This window comes from Pseudomonas sp. NFACC56-3, from assembly GCF_900100025.1.
GTDB lineage: Bacteria > Pseudomonadota > Gammaproteobacteria > Pseudomonadales > Pseudomonadaceae > Aquipseudomonas > Aquipseudomonas fluorescens_AA.
In genome coordinates this window covers 221,777-238,022 of record NZ_FMTK01000005.1, presented here as the reverse complement: position 1 = coordinate 238,022, position 16,246 = coordinate 221,777, and the positions used below count along the sequence as shown (strand labels likewise).

General features: G+C 63.6%; 3 protein-coding genes. 2 read left to right on the top strand and 1 reads right to left on the bottom strand.

Annotated elements, in window-relative coordinates; translation table 11 throughout:
• Nucleotides 1-10: 10 nt before the first annotated feature.
• Both BLO80_RS10225 and BLO80_RS10220 read left to right on the top strand, forming a co-directional pair.
• Nucleotides 11-691, top strand: a complete 681-nt coding sequence (locus tag BLO80_RS10225; RefSeq protein WP_092327831.1) for a DUF2238 domain-containing protein — start codon at nucleotides 11-13, stop codon at nucleotides 689-691.
• A 113-nt stretch (nucleotides 692-804) separates the two neighbouring features.
• Entirely contained in the window at nucleotides 805-3,378 is a 2,574-nt protein-coding gene (locus tag BLO80_RS10220) for a bifunctional diguanylate cyclase/phosphodiesterase (RefSeq protein WP_092327830.1), read from the top strand.
• Nucleotides 3,379-3,574: 196 nt separating this feature from the next.
• On the opposite strand, the gene BLO80_RS10215 is transcribed toward BLO80_RS10220, so the two are convergent.
• Entirely contained in the window at nucleotides 3,575-16,210 is a 12,636-nt protein-coding gene (locus BLO80_RS10215) for a filamentous hemagglutinin family protein (RefSeq protein WP_092327828.1), read from the bottom strand.
• Nucleotides 16,211-16,246: the final 36 nt, after the last annotated feature.

Here is a 16,246-nt window from a genome sequence, read left to right as displayed (position 1 = left end):
GGCTGACGCGATGCCAACCGTTGAGCTGCATCGTCGCTATGAACGGTCCCTGCTGCTGGTGTTCTGCGTGCTGTGGGGATGGTTGGCCATCGCGCCGCTGAAACGCAGCGACTGGCTGGCGGAGAACCTGCTGGTCATTGCGTTATTGGTCGTCCTGGTGACCGTTCATCGACGGTTCAGCTTTTCCCGGCTTTCCGCCACACTGCTGTTCGTGTTCCTCTGCATCCATGAAGTCGGCGCCCACTACACCTATGCCAAGGTACCTTACAACTCGTGGTGGCAGGCCCTTACCGGGGGCCCGTCGCTGGATCGGCTCATGGGCTTCGAACGCAACCAATTCGATCGGCTGGTGCACTTCAGCTACGGCCTGCTGCTGGCGTATCCGGTGCGCGAGGTTTTGCTGCGGGTTGCGCCAGCGACGGGGTTCAGGGGCTATTTCCTGGCCTGGAACCTGATCCTCGCATCGTCGGCCATTTACGAGATCATCGAATGGCTGGGCGGCGCCTATATCGGGGGCGACACCGCCAAGGCCTTTGTGGGCGCCCAACAAGACCCGTGGGACTCGCAAAAGGACATGGCCTTGGCCGCACTGGCCGCATTCATTGCCCTACTGGCCGCCGCCGGGGTCAATTCCCTGCGCCAACGGGATGTCGCCCTCGAGTGGGCCTCACGCTTGAAGGCCCGCACCTGACGAATACGACGCAGCCTGTCGGCCCCTTCGTCAACACGACTCAGTAAATCAGCCCACCCGCCGATATAAAACACGTGCGGGTGAAATCGCTTTTTGGCTGATGACTTATCTTTATGATTGAAAATGCTGGCAATGACTCGACTGTTCTTTCCCCGGGCTCGCCAACCCGTAGCTTCACCCGTCGCACTTTTCCGGCCATCATGCTCCTGCTGTTTGTCATGTCCGCACTGGCGATCGCCGTGTTGCTCAACATCACCGGCGCCCAGGACCGACGCTCCCGTGAACAGAGCCTGTTTTTCGCCCAGCGGGCCATCGAGGGGATCCGCACCGGCATCGGCCGGGACCTGAGCGACTATTCCAAATGGAGCGACGCCTACCGGCACCTGCACGTCAAGGTCGACAAGGAATGGGCCTATGACCAGGAAAACGTCGGCAGCAGCGTGTATTCGCTCTACGGTTACCAGGCGGTGTTTGTCATTTCCCCAACCGGCAAGACCGTCTATTCGGTGATCGATGGCCAAATGAGCGACGTCGATGCCGACACCTGGCTGACCGGCGACCTGCGCGCCCTGTGGAACAAAGCCAGCACCGAGGAAAAACACGACGAAGTGGTCGTCGAGATGCTGCATCACGAAGATGCCCCGGCGTTCGTCGCCGTGTCCGCCATCACCACCGGCACGGACAACAGCGTGGCGCAAATTCCCGGCCCGCCCAGCCTGATGCTCTTCGTCAAGGTCCTGGACCCCGGCGCCCTGGAAAACCTGGCGCGGGACTTCGCCCTGCCCGATGCCCATATCGCCAGGACACCCGGCCCAGCCGATACCGCCCAATTGCTGCTCGACAACCTGACCCTGGAGGCCCTGGCCTGGCGACCACAAACCCCGGGCCAGGATCTGCGCAAGGTCCTGCTGCCTTTGCTGGCCCTGGCGTTACTGGTGCTGGGAATCCTGGCGCTGGCCGTCCTGCGCCATGCCTTGGTGATGTTTCGCGCCCAGGAAAGCCAATACGCCAGCCTGTTGGCCCACCGCAAGGCGCTGGAACGCAGTGAGGAACGTTTCCGCGACATTGCCGAAGTCTCATCCGACTGGTTGTGGGAGGTCGATTCCACCGGGACGCTGACCTACCTGTCGGAGCGTTTCGAACAAGTGACCGGGTTCAGCCCCACGGAATGGCTGGGCAAGCCTCTGCAACGGCTGCTCCACCCTCATGGCGGCTCGATCTCGATTGCCCAATGGCTGCTCGGCGGGGCCAACAGCCTCTCTTCGGCACCGCTGCTGTGCGAGTACACCGCGCGCAACCAGCGCATCCGCACCTGCAAACTGTCGGTACGGGCCATCGAGGCCGGCACCCTGGGTTTTCGCGGCACCGCCACCGACATCACCGACGAGCTGCGGGCGCTGGCCCAGATCAAGCACCTTTCCCTGCATGATCCGCTGACCGGGCTGGCCAACCGCAACCGCTTGTTCGATTGCCTGCGCGAACACCTGGGCCGACCTGATCGCCCGCCTCTGGCGCTGCTGAACCTGGACATGGACCGATTCAAGCCGGTCAACGACTCCCTCGGCCATGCCGTGGGCGATAAAGTGCTCAGGGAAGTGGCGCATATCCTCCAGCAAAACGTCCGTGGCACCGATCTGGTGGCGCGCCTGGGCGGTGACGAATTTGTCATTGTCATGCCCGACCCCGGTGACGCCGACGATCTCGATCAACTGTGTGAACGGCTGATCGATTGCATGCAACGGCCCATGCACCTGGACGGCAATACGCTGTACCTGGGGGTGAGCATCGGCGTTGCCTGGGCGCAGCCCGGCGACGAACGCGCCGATGAACTGTTGCGCCACGCCGATATCGCCTTGTATGCGGCCAAGGCAGCAGGCCGCAACACCTGGCGCGTGTATGTGGAAGCCATGGGCAACTTGGCCCGCGACCGGCGGCGATACGAGCAGCAACTGCGCGACGCCATGCAGCGGGACCAACTGGAACTGCGCTACTTGCCTCGCTTCGATGTGAGCGCCGAGCAGCTGCACGGTTTCGAAGCCCAGACCTTTTGGCACCATCCCGAGAAAGGTGAGCTGGCTGGGGGCGACTTCATACCGGTGGCCGAAACCTCGGGCCAACTGGAAGAGCTGGGTACCTGGATGTTGATCAATGTCTGCGAAGAGGCCGCGACCTGGCCGAGCGCCGTCAATGTCTCCATCGCGGTTTCACCCCGGTGGTTCAACAGCAACTTCCTGCTCGACCAGGTGCAAGAGGCCCTCGAAGCGAGCGGCCTGGCGCCTCACCGGCTGACCCTGGAAGTGGCCGAAGGGGTCCTGCTGGCCGACCACAAGACCGTCGCCAGCACCCTCCATGCGCTCAAGGACCTCGGCGTGCGGATCAACATCGACAAATTCGGCACCAGCATCGCCTCCCTGCGCGAGGTGCTGGACCAGCCGTTCGATGGCATCCGCTTCGATCGCAACATCCTTTCGCAGCTGGGCCTGGAGGACGACAAGGAAGGCGTCCTGGCGATGATCCGGTTGAGCCGCAGCGTAGGGCTCATGGTCACCGCCGAAGGCATCGAAAACGCCCTGCAATTCAGCCAACTGCGTAACGTGGCCTGCGACCATGTCCAGGGCCCCTACTTCGGCGCGGCACTGGCCCGCTCGGAAATGGCCTCGTTCTTCACCACGCCGCGGTGGTTGTAATCCACTTTCCACCGCTATCGCGAGCAAGCTCGCTCCCACAATGGGCTCTGTGGTGCATGTAAAACTCATGAACACCTAGTTCCCACAATGGGCTCTGTGGTGCATGCAAAAAACTCATGAACACCCCAGTTCCCTGTGGGAGCGAGCTTGCTCGCGATGAGGCCAGCACAGCCCACCTCACTGCAAGCTCAATCCCCTACAAACTCAACCGCCCCCGCTCCTCCTCGGTCAGCCGCTGGCGGTTCTGCTCGTCCAAAGGCCCCGCGCCCAGTACCTGCACCGGGCTGGCCGGGTCATAGGCCCGAGGCGCGTCGCGGTTGGCGCCATCGCGTGACGGGGCCAGTTGCTCGGAGCCAAAACTCACCACCTGCACCGTGAACACCGACGCCTGGTTCTGCCGCGCCGCATTCTGTTGCTGACGGGCCACGTCTTCAGCCGCCTGCGTCGCCGAAGACGCCGCCGAACTGGCCGAGGTGATGGCCCCGGTGTTCACCGAGGCTGCCAGCGGCACACCGGTGGATTTGCCCTGGGTCTGGATGTTGGCCGCGTTCACCACGGTCAACGCCGCGATGTTGACGTTGCCCGACACCCGGATCCCTGCCTCACTCGCATCGATGGTGCCCAGCGGCGCGATCAGGTCGATATCCCCCGGCGCCACTTCGGCAATGGGGTTGAGGGTGGCGATACCGGCCCCGGTGCTCGGCACCGAAGGCGACAGCGTCACATTGCCCCAGGTGTCGTACAAGCGCTTGGGCGGCGTGTACACCACGGTGGTCTTCGAACCGCGACCGGCGTTGATATCACCCTGGGCCGACCAGCCGAGGATCGAGCCGCCGAAGGTGGTCATGATCCGGCTCTGCCCCAGCAGGATGCTGTTCTGCGCATACAACTGGATATCGCCCTCGCCCTGGGTAATGACCCCGGCGGTGGAAGGCGGTGCGTTACCCTCGATGCCGAAGGTCTGCCCGCCACCCGGCGTCAGCATCTGGATGCTGCCGCCGAAATCGGTGTGCACCCCCGCCCCGCCGAACATCGTGATGTCGCCCTTGTAGGTGATCGGATTGCCCGCCACGTCCTTGGTTGGGTACAACAAGTCGATAGCCTCCCGGCCCCGCAGGTAGCTGCCCTGGCGCACGCCGCCCACTTCGTTGTACTCACGACCACCGGCCTTGAGCTCGGCGAAGTACACGTCGCGGGCAAACACCCGTTGCTGCTCGGCCGGCAACGCCGCGAAATAGCTGCGGGCCTGTTCGCTGTCGCCGCTGAAGCCGAAGCGTTCCTTGAGCCAATCCACCAACTCCGCCTCGTAGGTCTTGGCGACCTTGCCGTCCTGGTTCGCCAGCGGCACACCGGCCAGGGCCTGGTTCGCCGGGTCCAGGTAGGCCTTGACGAAGCGTTCGTAATCCGCGCCGTTGAGGCCGGCGCCAGCTTGCAGCACCAGGCTCGCGCCAGGGCGCGAATCCCCCGGCACCACGGCACCGAGGCTGGTGATGCTGACCTTGTCGTCCATCAGGATGTTGCGCCCGGCGGTGATCTCCAGCAGGCCGGGGCCGGCGACGTTGAAGTTGCTGTAGAGGATGTCACGGCCGGCGGAGACGATGGAGATGTCGGTGGGGTTGTTGTGGATGAAGAGGTTGCCGGTGCTGGTGTAATCCCCCACCTCATTGTTGTCATCACTGCGCGATCCGGCCAGCGGTACCCCGCTGCTGACGATGTCTCGTCCAGCCATCATCCGGACAGCTCCAGCGCCTTCATATGCGATTCGCCCCGGCCATCTGGCTGTGGAAACCGATGTCATCGACCGCCCGGTGGTCACCGCCAGCAAGTCGCCTTCAAGCGCATAGAAGCGAGCAGGATCGGCATTGAGGGCCCATTCGCTGGAAGCGCTGCTGGTGTCGAAGGCAAACAGCGGCAGCATGTTCGAACTAAGGCGCACGGGATTACCATCGGCCGAAAGATTGCTGACCCTGATCGTGATGCCGCCATCGATAGAAGCGACATAGGCTGGCCGGAATGGCGTCGCCAAAGCGGTCGATGCGGCACCGGAACGACTGACCGACATGTCGCCGCCATAAATGGAATCGCCGGCCATGAATTGCAACTCGCTGTTGATGCCGGGAGCGAGCAGCAGGGCTGGACGATTATTGCCGCTATAGCCTGCGTCATAAACTGCTGAAGATTTTCCGTAATAGAGGCTGCCACTGGCCGCCACCGCTCTGAGGATCGACGGGTAGACCACCGCCAGGTCCGTTGCGGTACTGGAGGTGAAAGGCGTCAGGTTACCTCCGGACGACCACAAGTCGATCGCAGTATTGGCTGTCCATAGCGTGAACCAGCTCAGTCCCGATCCGTTACTGTCACCGTCCTTGAAGCGAGAGGCGCTCATCATCGGCGCCCGACCCGGGTCGGCAACGTCCATCACGACAAGGTCGCCCGACGTTGTCAAATCGAAGGTGGCATCGCCCGGCATGAGGGTCAGGCCACCGGCAGCAAGTCCTCGTGTGGACTTGAAGGAATCGTAGGCTCGCGTTTCTCCTGGGGACTGTGCTGAGGTAGCGTTGCCGTATTGAAGGTCAATACGACCGATGGCGCCGCTATCGATCTGCGCGTGCCCCCGCAGGTTGATGACCGCACCGTTGAGATGCCCGTTCACGAACAGGCTCTCTGGATTCAAAGCACCGCCCACCTGCAGATTGAGATCACCGCCGCCGGTCAGTTGCAGACTGCCATCGCCGCCCACGCGCCCGGTGCTGCCCACTGCCAGCAACAGCCCCTGGCTACGAGGGTTTATATTTGTATTGAAATCGTTACCGGCGAGTCGGCCCAACACGCCTGCATCGCCACCTACCTGTACATCCAGATCTCCGCCGCCCAAGGTCCCGAACCCGGTGAAACCGGCCATTTGATCAGCGCCACCCAATACCGTCGACGCGGTATAACTACCGAAGTTGATCCACCAGGCGGTCGACTGACCATTCACCGAATCACCGTCGCCCTGGCGCCAGAGCCAGTTGCCCACATTGGCCGAGTCCTGGTCGATGTCGGCAGGATTCGGCCGTCCGAAGGCGCTGGCGGGCGCGGTCAAGTTGCCGCTGAGATCGCCGCCAACCTTGAGCAACAGGTTCCCGCCCGCATCCGGATACCAGGCGCGGTAGATGCTCTCTGCGCCACCATCCACGAGTTTTTCGTAGCTGCCATTCTCGTCGTTGAGCACCTTGCCGTTGGCGCCCAGGGCTTTGGGTTGGTTGTAGGGATCGCCCGGGAACGTCGGCGTTGACGAGGTGCCGGCAGTGTAGATGCCGAATAACGTGTCCATGCGCAGGCTGCCGCCGCTGAGCAGTTCCAGGTCGCCGGTGCCGGTGCGGATAACGCTCGGGCGGGTACTGCCGGCGACCAGCTTGTAGTCCACGCCGAGGGCGGCACACATCTCTGGCGCATATTCACAAAGCGCCTGGACCGAATCGAACCCGAAGAACTGGGCAGCCGACGCATCTATCGGCGCCCCTGCCTTGACGTCATAACCGGATCCCGCCAGCGCCTCCACTGCTGCCTCCGTCCACTTGTAGGAAGATTGCAGCGCACACATGAATGGAAGGTCGGCACAAAATGCATCGACCGAAGCGTAACCAAAGGCGCCAACGATCTCCTGGTCGATGGGTGCGCCAAGCTCGACAGTGACCCCGGCGTTCAGAAGCTCTGCGACCCCCGCCTCAGTCCAGAGGAAAACGCCCTTGGCCGGCACCGGTTTGCCGAACATGCCGTAGTGGCTATCGGCAAGGCGCAAATCGCCATGTAGTGGTTCGGGCTGGACGATCCGGCTGTCCGCCGCCGCCGTGTCGGCCCCGGCCACCAACCGCAGCGACCAGGACTGCGAACCCTCGGCGAGCATCGGTGCGACGGCCCACATCCGCCCCTGGCTGCCGGCGATTTCCGGACGCAGTTGGATCGACTCGACGCCATCCGGCAACTTCACATCGGTCCCGGACGGGATCAGCGAACCACGGTTCAGTGCCAGGCTGCGGTCCAACCTGAGAATGTTGCTCTGGACATTGCCCACGTTGGCCACGTTGGGCAACGCAACGCCCTTCGGCCAGGTGAATCCGAGCAGCGCAGTGGGCCTGCTCAACACACTGCCGGCCCCCAGTTGCGAGCCGGCTTGCAGGGTCTGGGCCTGGTTCAGCAAGGTGCCGGCGGCAAACAGCAGATTGCCGGAGGCATCGTGCACAGCTGCCGCCAATACGGTGCCAGCGGGTAGCTCCAGTGGCTGTTCAAGAATCGCCGCCACCGGCAATCGAGTCCCCGCCGCCAACGTCACGCCTTTGATCGGCAAATCGTAGTTCAACGTGGTCCCCGCCGGGAAGGCCGTGCCTTCGGCCAAGGTCACGCCGGCGCCGGGTACGATGATGTCGCCGCCGGTGAAGTCGATCCCGGGCAACAACACCCAGCCCTTGTCATCCTGCGTGGCCGGTGGAGGTGCGAAACCGTCGTTGATGCTGCCGTAGATGCTCAGGTCGCCCCCGGCGCGCAGGGTCAGCGCGCCGGCCTCGCCGGAGCCGTACACGGCGGTTTTCTGCGTGTGCGGATTGACGCTCGCATAGCGAAAGCCGGACAGGTCCAGGTCACCCTGCACCACCAGGTCACCGTCGGCGGTCGCACTGACGATCTCGACGCCAGGCCGCAAGTGGAACGCATCGGCATAACGAGCGTTGTTCAGGCCAGCGAGTTTGCGTTGCATCAAATCATCGTTGTCCAGCGCAGCGTTGATGAAGTCTGTGCTGTCCTGATGCTTTCGGTCCAGGTACGCCTGGTCGATGACCTGATAAGGGCGACCGCTGGCCGCCGGATCGCTGCCATAATCCGCGTCGTTGTACCGCCACATGCCATTGACGGCGATGGACCGCGCCCCCTGGATATCCAGGTTCCCACTGGCGTCGATGGCAATGTCACCGAGGGTGGCATTCGGGCCGGCGCGCCGGGCATTGAGTTCCAGGGTGCCACGGGCGCGGCCGTCATGCTGCCCGGCAGGCGCCGCAGTGCCATGGCGCAGATCGATACGAGCGCCGTCGGACAAGGTCAGCACACCGGCGCGGGAAGTCAGGTCGACGGTGGCACGATTCGGCGAGTCGATGATCTTGCCGTAGCTGTCCACCCGAAGGCGGTTGCCGTGGGCGTCGAGTACCGCGCTGCTACCCAGGGTCAGGGAGTGCCCGGCCGAGAGTCGGATGCTGCCAACCCGCTCGCCGCTGGCGTCTACCTTGCCGTTGACCAACAGGTTGCCGTTATCCAGGGATACGCTGATGGTCGACGCCTTGAGCTCATTGCCGATCACCAGGTCGCCCTGTTTGAGCTGGAAGCCACGGGAACCGTAGACCTGCCCATCGTTCAAGCGCTGGTTCAACGCCGCGAACTGCTCGCTGAGACTGCCGGTGCCGCCCAGGCGCTGGGCCTGGATTTCCACGCTGCCGGCCAGGTAAGGCATGGCGGTGCCGCCGGCGTCATATTCGCCACTGCTGCTGCCGAGGATTCGTCCTTGCAAGTCGACCAGCCCGGCCGCCTCGCCCAACGCCACCGCACTGAGCCGGCCAGCCTGGTTGTTGCGAGCCGAAAGGTCGATGCTTGAACCATCCGCCTGGCGGATGTTGCCGTTGCGGCTTTGCAGGATCACCTCGCCACCGGCGCTGTAGCGCGTGACATCGTTGAAGGTGATCGCCCGACCGGCTACGTCGATCAACGCTTCATCGGCCAGGGTCAGATCATCCGTCGCGCTGAGGGTGAGCTTGCCGCTGGGCAACACCACCGCACTGGCAAGATTGAGACGCTGGCCCTTGAGGGACAACTCACCCCCAAGCCCGGAGACAGTGCCCGGCTTAGCGGTCGTGCCTGTCACATTGACCGCTCCGCCCGCCGTGATGCGGTTGACCGAGCCGGCTTCACCGGTGAGCAACGGGGTAAGGATATTCAGATTGCCGCCGCTGTAGGCGTAGCCTGTTTTCGCGTCATAGGCGCCCTGGCTTTGATACACCGCCAGGCTGCCCTTGTGATTGGCGGTCAGACGCTCGCTGGCGCTGAGGTTGACGTTGGCAAAGCCCAGGGCCAGACGGTCCAGGGTAGTGACCGAGCTCGGCTGGGCGAATTCACCGTAGCCAAACTCGATGCGCTGGGCCTGGATGTCCAGGCGACCGGCGCCGGTGCCGGCCCCGCCGGCAATCACCGAGCCCGGCGCGCCGACAGCACCGTTCCAGATCAGATTGGCGGTGCGGATGGTCGCGACATCGCCGGCGCCGCCCGCGCCATAAATCGCCGGGGTGCTGAGCATCAGGTTGTTCAGGCGCGACTTACCGGTGGTCGAATCATAGGTGTCGAGGCTGACGGTGCCATAGAAATTCAGCGCCTGACTGGCCGACAGTTCGAGGGTTTCCAGGGCCGGAGCACCATATTGGGTGTCCCCGCGCAACAGGCGATCCAGGACGGTCTGGCTCAGGGTCAGACCGACAGGCAATACATTGCGCCCCGACGCATCGCTCAATGCCTGGGCGGTGCCGACGTTGATGTTGCTCAGGGCCAGGGTCAGGTGACGGGTGCCGTAACGCACCTGGTCATCCAGTTCCAGGCTGCCAGCGGTGCCGGCAACGATACTGCCTTCGGAGTGAATGCGTGTGACGCCACTGCAAGGCGTCAGGCGGCAGCCACCGATATTGATGGAGCCTGCGCCGCCCGATGGAGGGGCCAGTACGCTGAGCAAACCATTGGAGGCGGCCAGCATATTGGCGTCGTTATTGAGATTGTAAACAAAGCCATCTCGGGCGTCGTAAGCAGCCGCACCACGACCGATGGTGTTGATGACAGCGCCCTGTTCCATCGATAACTCGCCGCCATTGGCCAACAGGAAAACCTCAGGTGCCGCTAATGCCGCACCTTCACGCAATGTCACGCTACGCGACATCTCAAACACCGGCGTCACGTAATTTCCGCTTTGACCGTAACTAACCGAAAACAGGCCGCCTATGACCTGACGCGAAGCGTTCAATGCATTCAGGCTTTCGGCAGTGAGGGTCACGCCCTCGAAACCAGCCGTGGCCCCACGCCCATCCGCAACCACCTCCAGCGCGCTCCGGGCGTAACCAACCACCGAGACGGAACCGCCGAAGCCTCCCGCCTGAGGCGCGAACTTGCCGATCCCCTTGAAGGAGAATGCTTGATCCCCTGCTCCAGGGGCCAGGTTCAGTTTCAAGGTCTTGGCGTCTACCGGCAACATTGCCCGGGGTACGCCCAGGCGAGCGGCATCGGCCACGGCGAACTGCGCGTAGCTTGTTTCGTTGTATTGCGAGTAGCGGCGCAGCACATCCCCCGACGTCAGAATGACCTGACTGGACAAACTGTTATGCTGACCGGTATTGGCCACCGACAGCACCCCGGCGGTGGTCCAGGAACCGTTGCGCATCTGTTGCGCGCCCGTTGTGACGCCTTGCCCCGCCAAGCCATTGACCTCGACCCGGAACGCGCCCGGCAGCAACGCATAAGTGGACGGCATCAGGGTGTAAGTACCGGCAGCCAGCCCGGGCACACCGGCACCGATAGTGATCTGCTGACCGACCCTCGGATCCACCGCACCACCTTCGGCAGCGACCGGCGCATACTGACTCTGGTTGCCCGGCACAATGGCGTAGACCGGGTTGCTGGAAAGACCAGGCAAGGTGAAACCGCCATTGGCACCCATTTGTACCAGCGGATTGAAACGTGCGTCAGTAGAACCGCCACGGCCTGAGATAAAGCCAGCGCCGAGCAAATCACCGCCACCAGACAGGTCAAGCACCGAACCTTCCTGCGCCGTGACCGATCGCCCGCCCAGAATGACGCCGATGTTAACGTCGGCGCTTAGGCCGGGTACAGCACCCTGTCCTAACAACACCACCTTCTTGCCAGCGTACTCGTAACTTTGACCGTCGACGGTGCCGCCATAGGGCAATCTCAGGCCCAAGCCGCTGACCGACGTCAGGCTGCCCGGCAACAGACTTACCCGATCGCTGATGGCATACCCCCCTACACTGCCGTTAGTGCCGACCTCAATCAATCCCAACGGCGCCCGAACCACGCCACCCTGTTCGATGTTCGCGCTACCCAGTTGCAAGCGCCCGAATGCCGAATAGGGTACCTGGGGCGTTGTCTGGGTTGTGCGCCCGATTACCAGGCTGCGTGCCGGGTCGTAGAGAGGGGTACCATTATCCGATATGCCCCAACCAGACCCCGCCAACACCCGAGCCCCGACCCCCGTCGCCGGATACAGCTGGGCCGCTTGCAACAGCATGTCCGAAGGGGTCAGCAACTGAGTGGTAAAACCCGTAGGCATATCGGCGCTCGAGAACCCGGCCAGGAATCGCAGATCACCCCGGCTGCTTAGCCGGACCTGATCGAAACCTGCGCGCTCAAGCGCCACCGTGCTGCCGTCGGCCTGCCTCACTGTGCCTTTGCTGCTGAACATCACATTGCCTTGCACATCCAACAGATCCGCGTCGACGGAAAACAACGCCTTGCTCGCCAATAGAGACACCCCGCCACCATCGATCACTGGCCGGGTGTAAGGATCAAAACTCGGTCGAGTGGTCGTCAGCCCTGTCGCAGTAGACAGCAACACATGGGGTGCATTGAACTCGACCCGGGTATTGGCTGGCGCGGTTGCACTCAATCCAAAGCTGCGGGCGTACAGACTCAGGCTTTGTCGGAGGGACATCGACAGGTTGCCATCGACGCTCATCAGTCCGTTGCTCAACAAGGACAAATTGTCGAAACCACCGGCCTGGACCTGATCGACGCCTAGCCGACCGTGACCGTAGACCAGCGAATCCGCCGATGTTTCAGCCGTGTCGCCAAGCCGATGTGCCTGAGCCACCTGTTCCAACACCAGTTCACGCACGTTCAACACCCGGCCATCGACTGCGCTTCTCAGGTAGTAGGGAGTTTCCAGCGCCACCGACAGGCTGCCCCCCGCCGCCCCGGCACCTCCCGAACGGGCGCTTAGTGCGCCGTCCAGATACAAGCCATTGGCCGACGCCATGGAAATGCTGCCGCCGTTGCTCGCCACTAACGAGCGCCCCTGACCAGCGACATCCAGCACGGCCTGGCTGCCATCCGCTTGCAGACGGGCACCGTCGCGCACCACCACAAACAGCTCGGAGGCAGACGTCGATCCTTTCGCGGCATCGATCTGGCCGCCAATGACAATCTGCCCGCCGTCGCGCACCAGGCCATAGGTCTGGCCGTGCATATCCTGAGCTGTCATCGCCCGGCTCGATACATCGATCAGCGCCTGCTCGCCCAGCCAGATGGAACGACCGTGGCCCTGGGCATTGACCTGATCGCGAACCGCATCATCGACGCTCAACTCGGTAAGGCTGACCCGCCCGCCCCAGGCGTTAAGCGTGCCGTTGGCGGTCAATTGCCCGCTGCTCCGGACATCGATGCCCTGGCCTGGATCAACGGTAATCACACTGCCCTTGCCTAAGCTCAATACCGTACTGGCCATGTCGGCCGCGCTGGAGTTTGGCGTGCCTGCGGTGAGACTCAGGCTCGCGCCGCGACGCTGGGTCAGGACACCTTTGACCGCGTCTTCCTGATACAGCTCCGGCGTCCAGCGCTGCAAGGCAGCGGCCGGCTCCGCGTCGCTGCCGGTGACCAACGCCTGTTCACCAACACGGTACACCGGCATCGTCACATCGACCCGAGTCCCGTCGGCCACAGTCAGACCTTCGTTGCCGGTGATGTCATAGGCCGAGAAACCCTTGTCGAAGAAATCGCCGTCCAGTTGCAGAGTGCCGGCTTCGAGGGGGGTGCCGCTGTTGCCGATCAGCACTTTGCTGGCCGCCAGCTTCAAGGTCCCGCCACCACTCACGCCAGTACCGCGCAGTTCACCTTCGAGGTTCAAGTCGCCGTTACCGGACGATGCACCGGTACTCGCGGTCAAGGTCAAGTCCCCACCCTTGCCGCCGCGAGTCTTGCCATCGGCCATCACGGCAGCGCCGGAGCTGACGTCGATCAGGCTGCCCTGCCGCACATCAATATCGCCACTGCTACGCACGGACACGCTGCCGCCGTTAATGAACGGCAGGCCCTGGCGGTCGTTGCCGTCAAGCAGCAAATTGCTCCAGCGTCCGGCGGTGTTCAGCTTGACGCCTTCGCCCAATGTGACCGTCGCCCGCTGTCCCGTAACGGGTGAAAGCGTGACGTCTCCCATCTGGAAATTGTCGGTCCTGACCTGTTTGAGGATGTTACCCAATACAATGCGACCACTGCGGGCCGTCAGGTCGGCGTTCACCTCGACCTGCGGGGTATAAAGCGTGATATCGCCGCCGTCGGCTACCTTGAGTGCACCGTCGACCTTGATGCCTTCAGCCGCCGCTACCTTGACTGCGCCGAGCTGGAAGTCATTGAGCAACGCATTGTCCAGCACCAGCTTGCCTTGCCGGTCGCTGCCGACCGCCGAGGTCAGGTCCAGGCCCGCGGCAATCTTGTCGATCACCTTGCCGACGGTGACCTGATCGAAGGTGGGGGTCAGGCCGCTATTGATCACGCCACTGGTCTTGTCATAGATCGGCGTGTAGCTGCCTACCCACAACTGAGCCCGTCGGGCCACGGCGTTTTGCGATTGCTGGTAACCATCGAGGTTGAGGTTCGGCGCCTGGGTCTGGCGTTCACCCTGGTAGACCTCGCCAACGATCTGGCCTTCCAGCACCGCATTGCGGGTCGATACCACCAGCTTGCCGGCATCGCGGCCGACGGTGTAGCCGGCTTCGAAGCGTTCGCGTGGGGCGATCAGTGGGTTGTAGTAGTAATCGGTCTGGCCCCAGCGTTGGCTGTGATCTTCGTAGCCCTTGTAGATACCGGTGTAGAGGATGTCCCCCGGCGCCTTGGACAATTCGTACAAGCGTCCATCGGGGCCCTTGAGCCAGGATTGGCGCAGGTAGCCGCTCTGCACATCCAGGGTGCCGCCAGACAGGTTCAGTTGCGCTGCCTGCTGGGTCACCACGTCGTTGCCGGTGAACGTCAGGGTACCGCCTTGTGCGGCCCATTCGCCGACACTGTGGCCGCGGGTGCCCAGGTAACCGCCGACCTCCAACAATCCACCCGCCGTGTACCAACGGTCAGTGGCGTAGCCGTTGGTGCCCGCCGGCACGTAGATCAAGTCACGCACGTCCACCCACACATCGTTGTTGGTCAGCTTGCCGCCATCGCGGTTGACCGGGGCGTCGCGCTGTTCATTGCCCTGCACGTTGACCTTGATGGAATTGGACTCCATCGCCACCTTGACGCCGATGGCACCGGACACATCGATCACCGCGCCATCGCGCACCAGGCTGCGTCCCGCGGCGCTGACCGCGACCTGACCGCCGGTGGCCAGGGTGATGGAGCCGTTCTGGAAGTCGACACTGCCGCCGCTGACGATCTCGACCCGGGACTGGTCGCTGCGGTCCACGACGCTGCTGAGGTTGTTGAACGGGCCGGTGATCAGGTTGTTCGGCGTGCCATCCAGGCCGGCCGGTCCGGCATTGCGCTGGCTGTCCAGGGCACTGCCGCCGGCAGCATCGAGCAACACCGCCGTGGCGCTGCCCTGCCCCAGGGTCACGCTGCCGCTGCTGTCGCTCGCGGCGTTGAGCAGGTGCACGGTGCCGCGGGTGTCCACCGAACTGCTCGCCACGGCCACGCCGTTCTGCTGCACAGTGTGCCCGGTGAGGGTGATGTCGCCGGTGCTGGCCTGGATCAGGCCACTGTTGATCACCGTGCCGGCGCTGCTGCCGGGCTTGAGGGACGTCGCGACCTCGTTGCCGCGGGCGGTGGAACGCAGGTTGCCGCTGGTACCCTGGCCGCGCCGGATGTAGAAACTGTCGCCCGCCGCCAGGGTGGTCTGGCCCTTGGCGGTGATGATAGAACCGGCGTTCTCCACTTCGCTACCCAGCAGCAAGGCATAACCACCACCGGCCGTGGAGGTGGCGGCGCGATGGGTTTCGATCAGTGCGCCCTGCTGCACTTCGACCTTGCCCGCCGCGTCGGTGAAGGTCGGTTGGCTGCCGGTGGCATCGACATACAAGCCGCGCTGGCTGAATTGCTCATCGCTGATATTCGCCGCCACCGCCGCCAGGTTACGCACGTTGACCTGGCTGCTGCCGCTGAAAATGATGCCGTTGCGGTTGACCAGCATCACCGTGCCGTTGCCCTTGACTTGACCCTGGATCTGGCTCGGTCGCGCCTGCGGGTCGTTGACCCGGTTGAGCACGGCCCAGTCCGACTGCTGCTGGAAATCCACCGTGGTGTTGCGGCCGACGTTGAAGGTTTCCCAGTTGAGAATCGCCTTGTCGGCGGTCTGCTCGATCTTCACCGTGGTCTTGCCGCCGGCCTGGGTCTGCTGCGGTCCCTTGGCGTTGAGCCAACCCTGGGTCAGGCTGTTGTCGACCTTGAGCCCGCCCTCGCCCAAACCATCGGGTACGACCTGCACCTGCCCCAACGCCGCTTGCCGCCCCGCGGCCTGGGCCGCCTGCTGGGCCGCGATGGCGGCCACGGTGTTGTTGAGGTTGGTCAGCGAACGCTGCAGCTGCGCATTGGCCCGTTGCTGCTGCGCCAAGGGCGGCGGCATGCCCGGCTGCGCCGTCGTAGGCCGCGCCGCGCCACCGGCCTGGGACGCCCCCTTGGCAGCAAACCAGGCCGAACTGAACGCCGTCGCCGCGTGGGCATTGCCGGCCACCATCAGCAGGGCAATGGCCTGGGCCAGCGGCTTGAGCCGCAACATCGACAACTCATCGCGACGGGAAGCATTCAGGTTCGTCTGGGGTTTGCAGCGCAGCATCCTACTTATCCTTTCGGGTTCGCTCTAAGGGGCGCA

Coding starts and splice junctions, on each gene's coding strand:
- BLO80_RS10225 (WP_092327831.1), top strand. CDS start 11: ATGCCAACCGTTGAGCTGCATCGTCGCTATGAACGGTCCCTGCTGCTG.
- BLO80_RS10220 (WP_092327830.1), top strand. CDS start 805: ATGATTGAAAATGCTGGCAATGACTCGACTGTTCTTTCCCCGGGCTCG.
- BLO80_RS10215 (WP_092327828.1), bottom strand. CDS start 16,210: ATGCTGCGCTGCAAACCCCAGACGAACCTGAATGCTTCCCGTCGCGAT.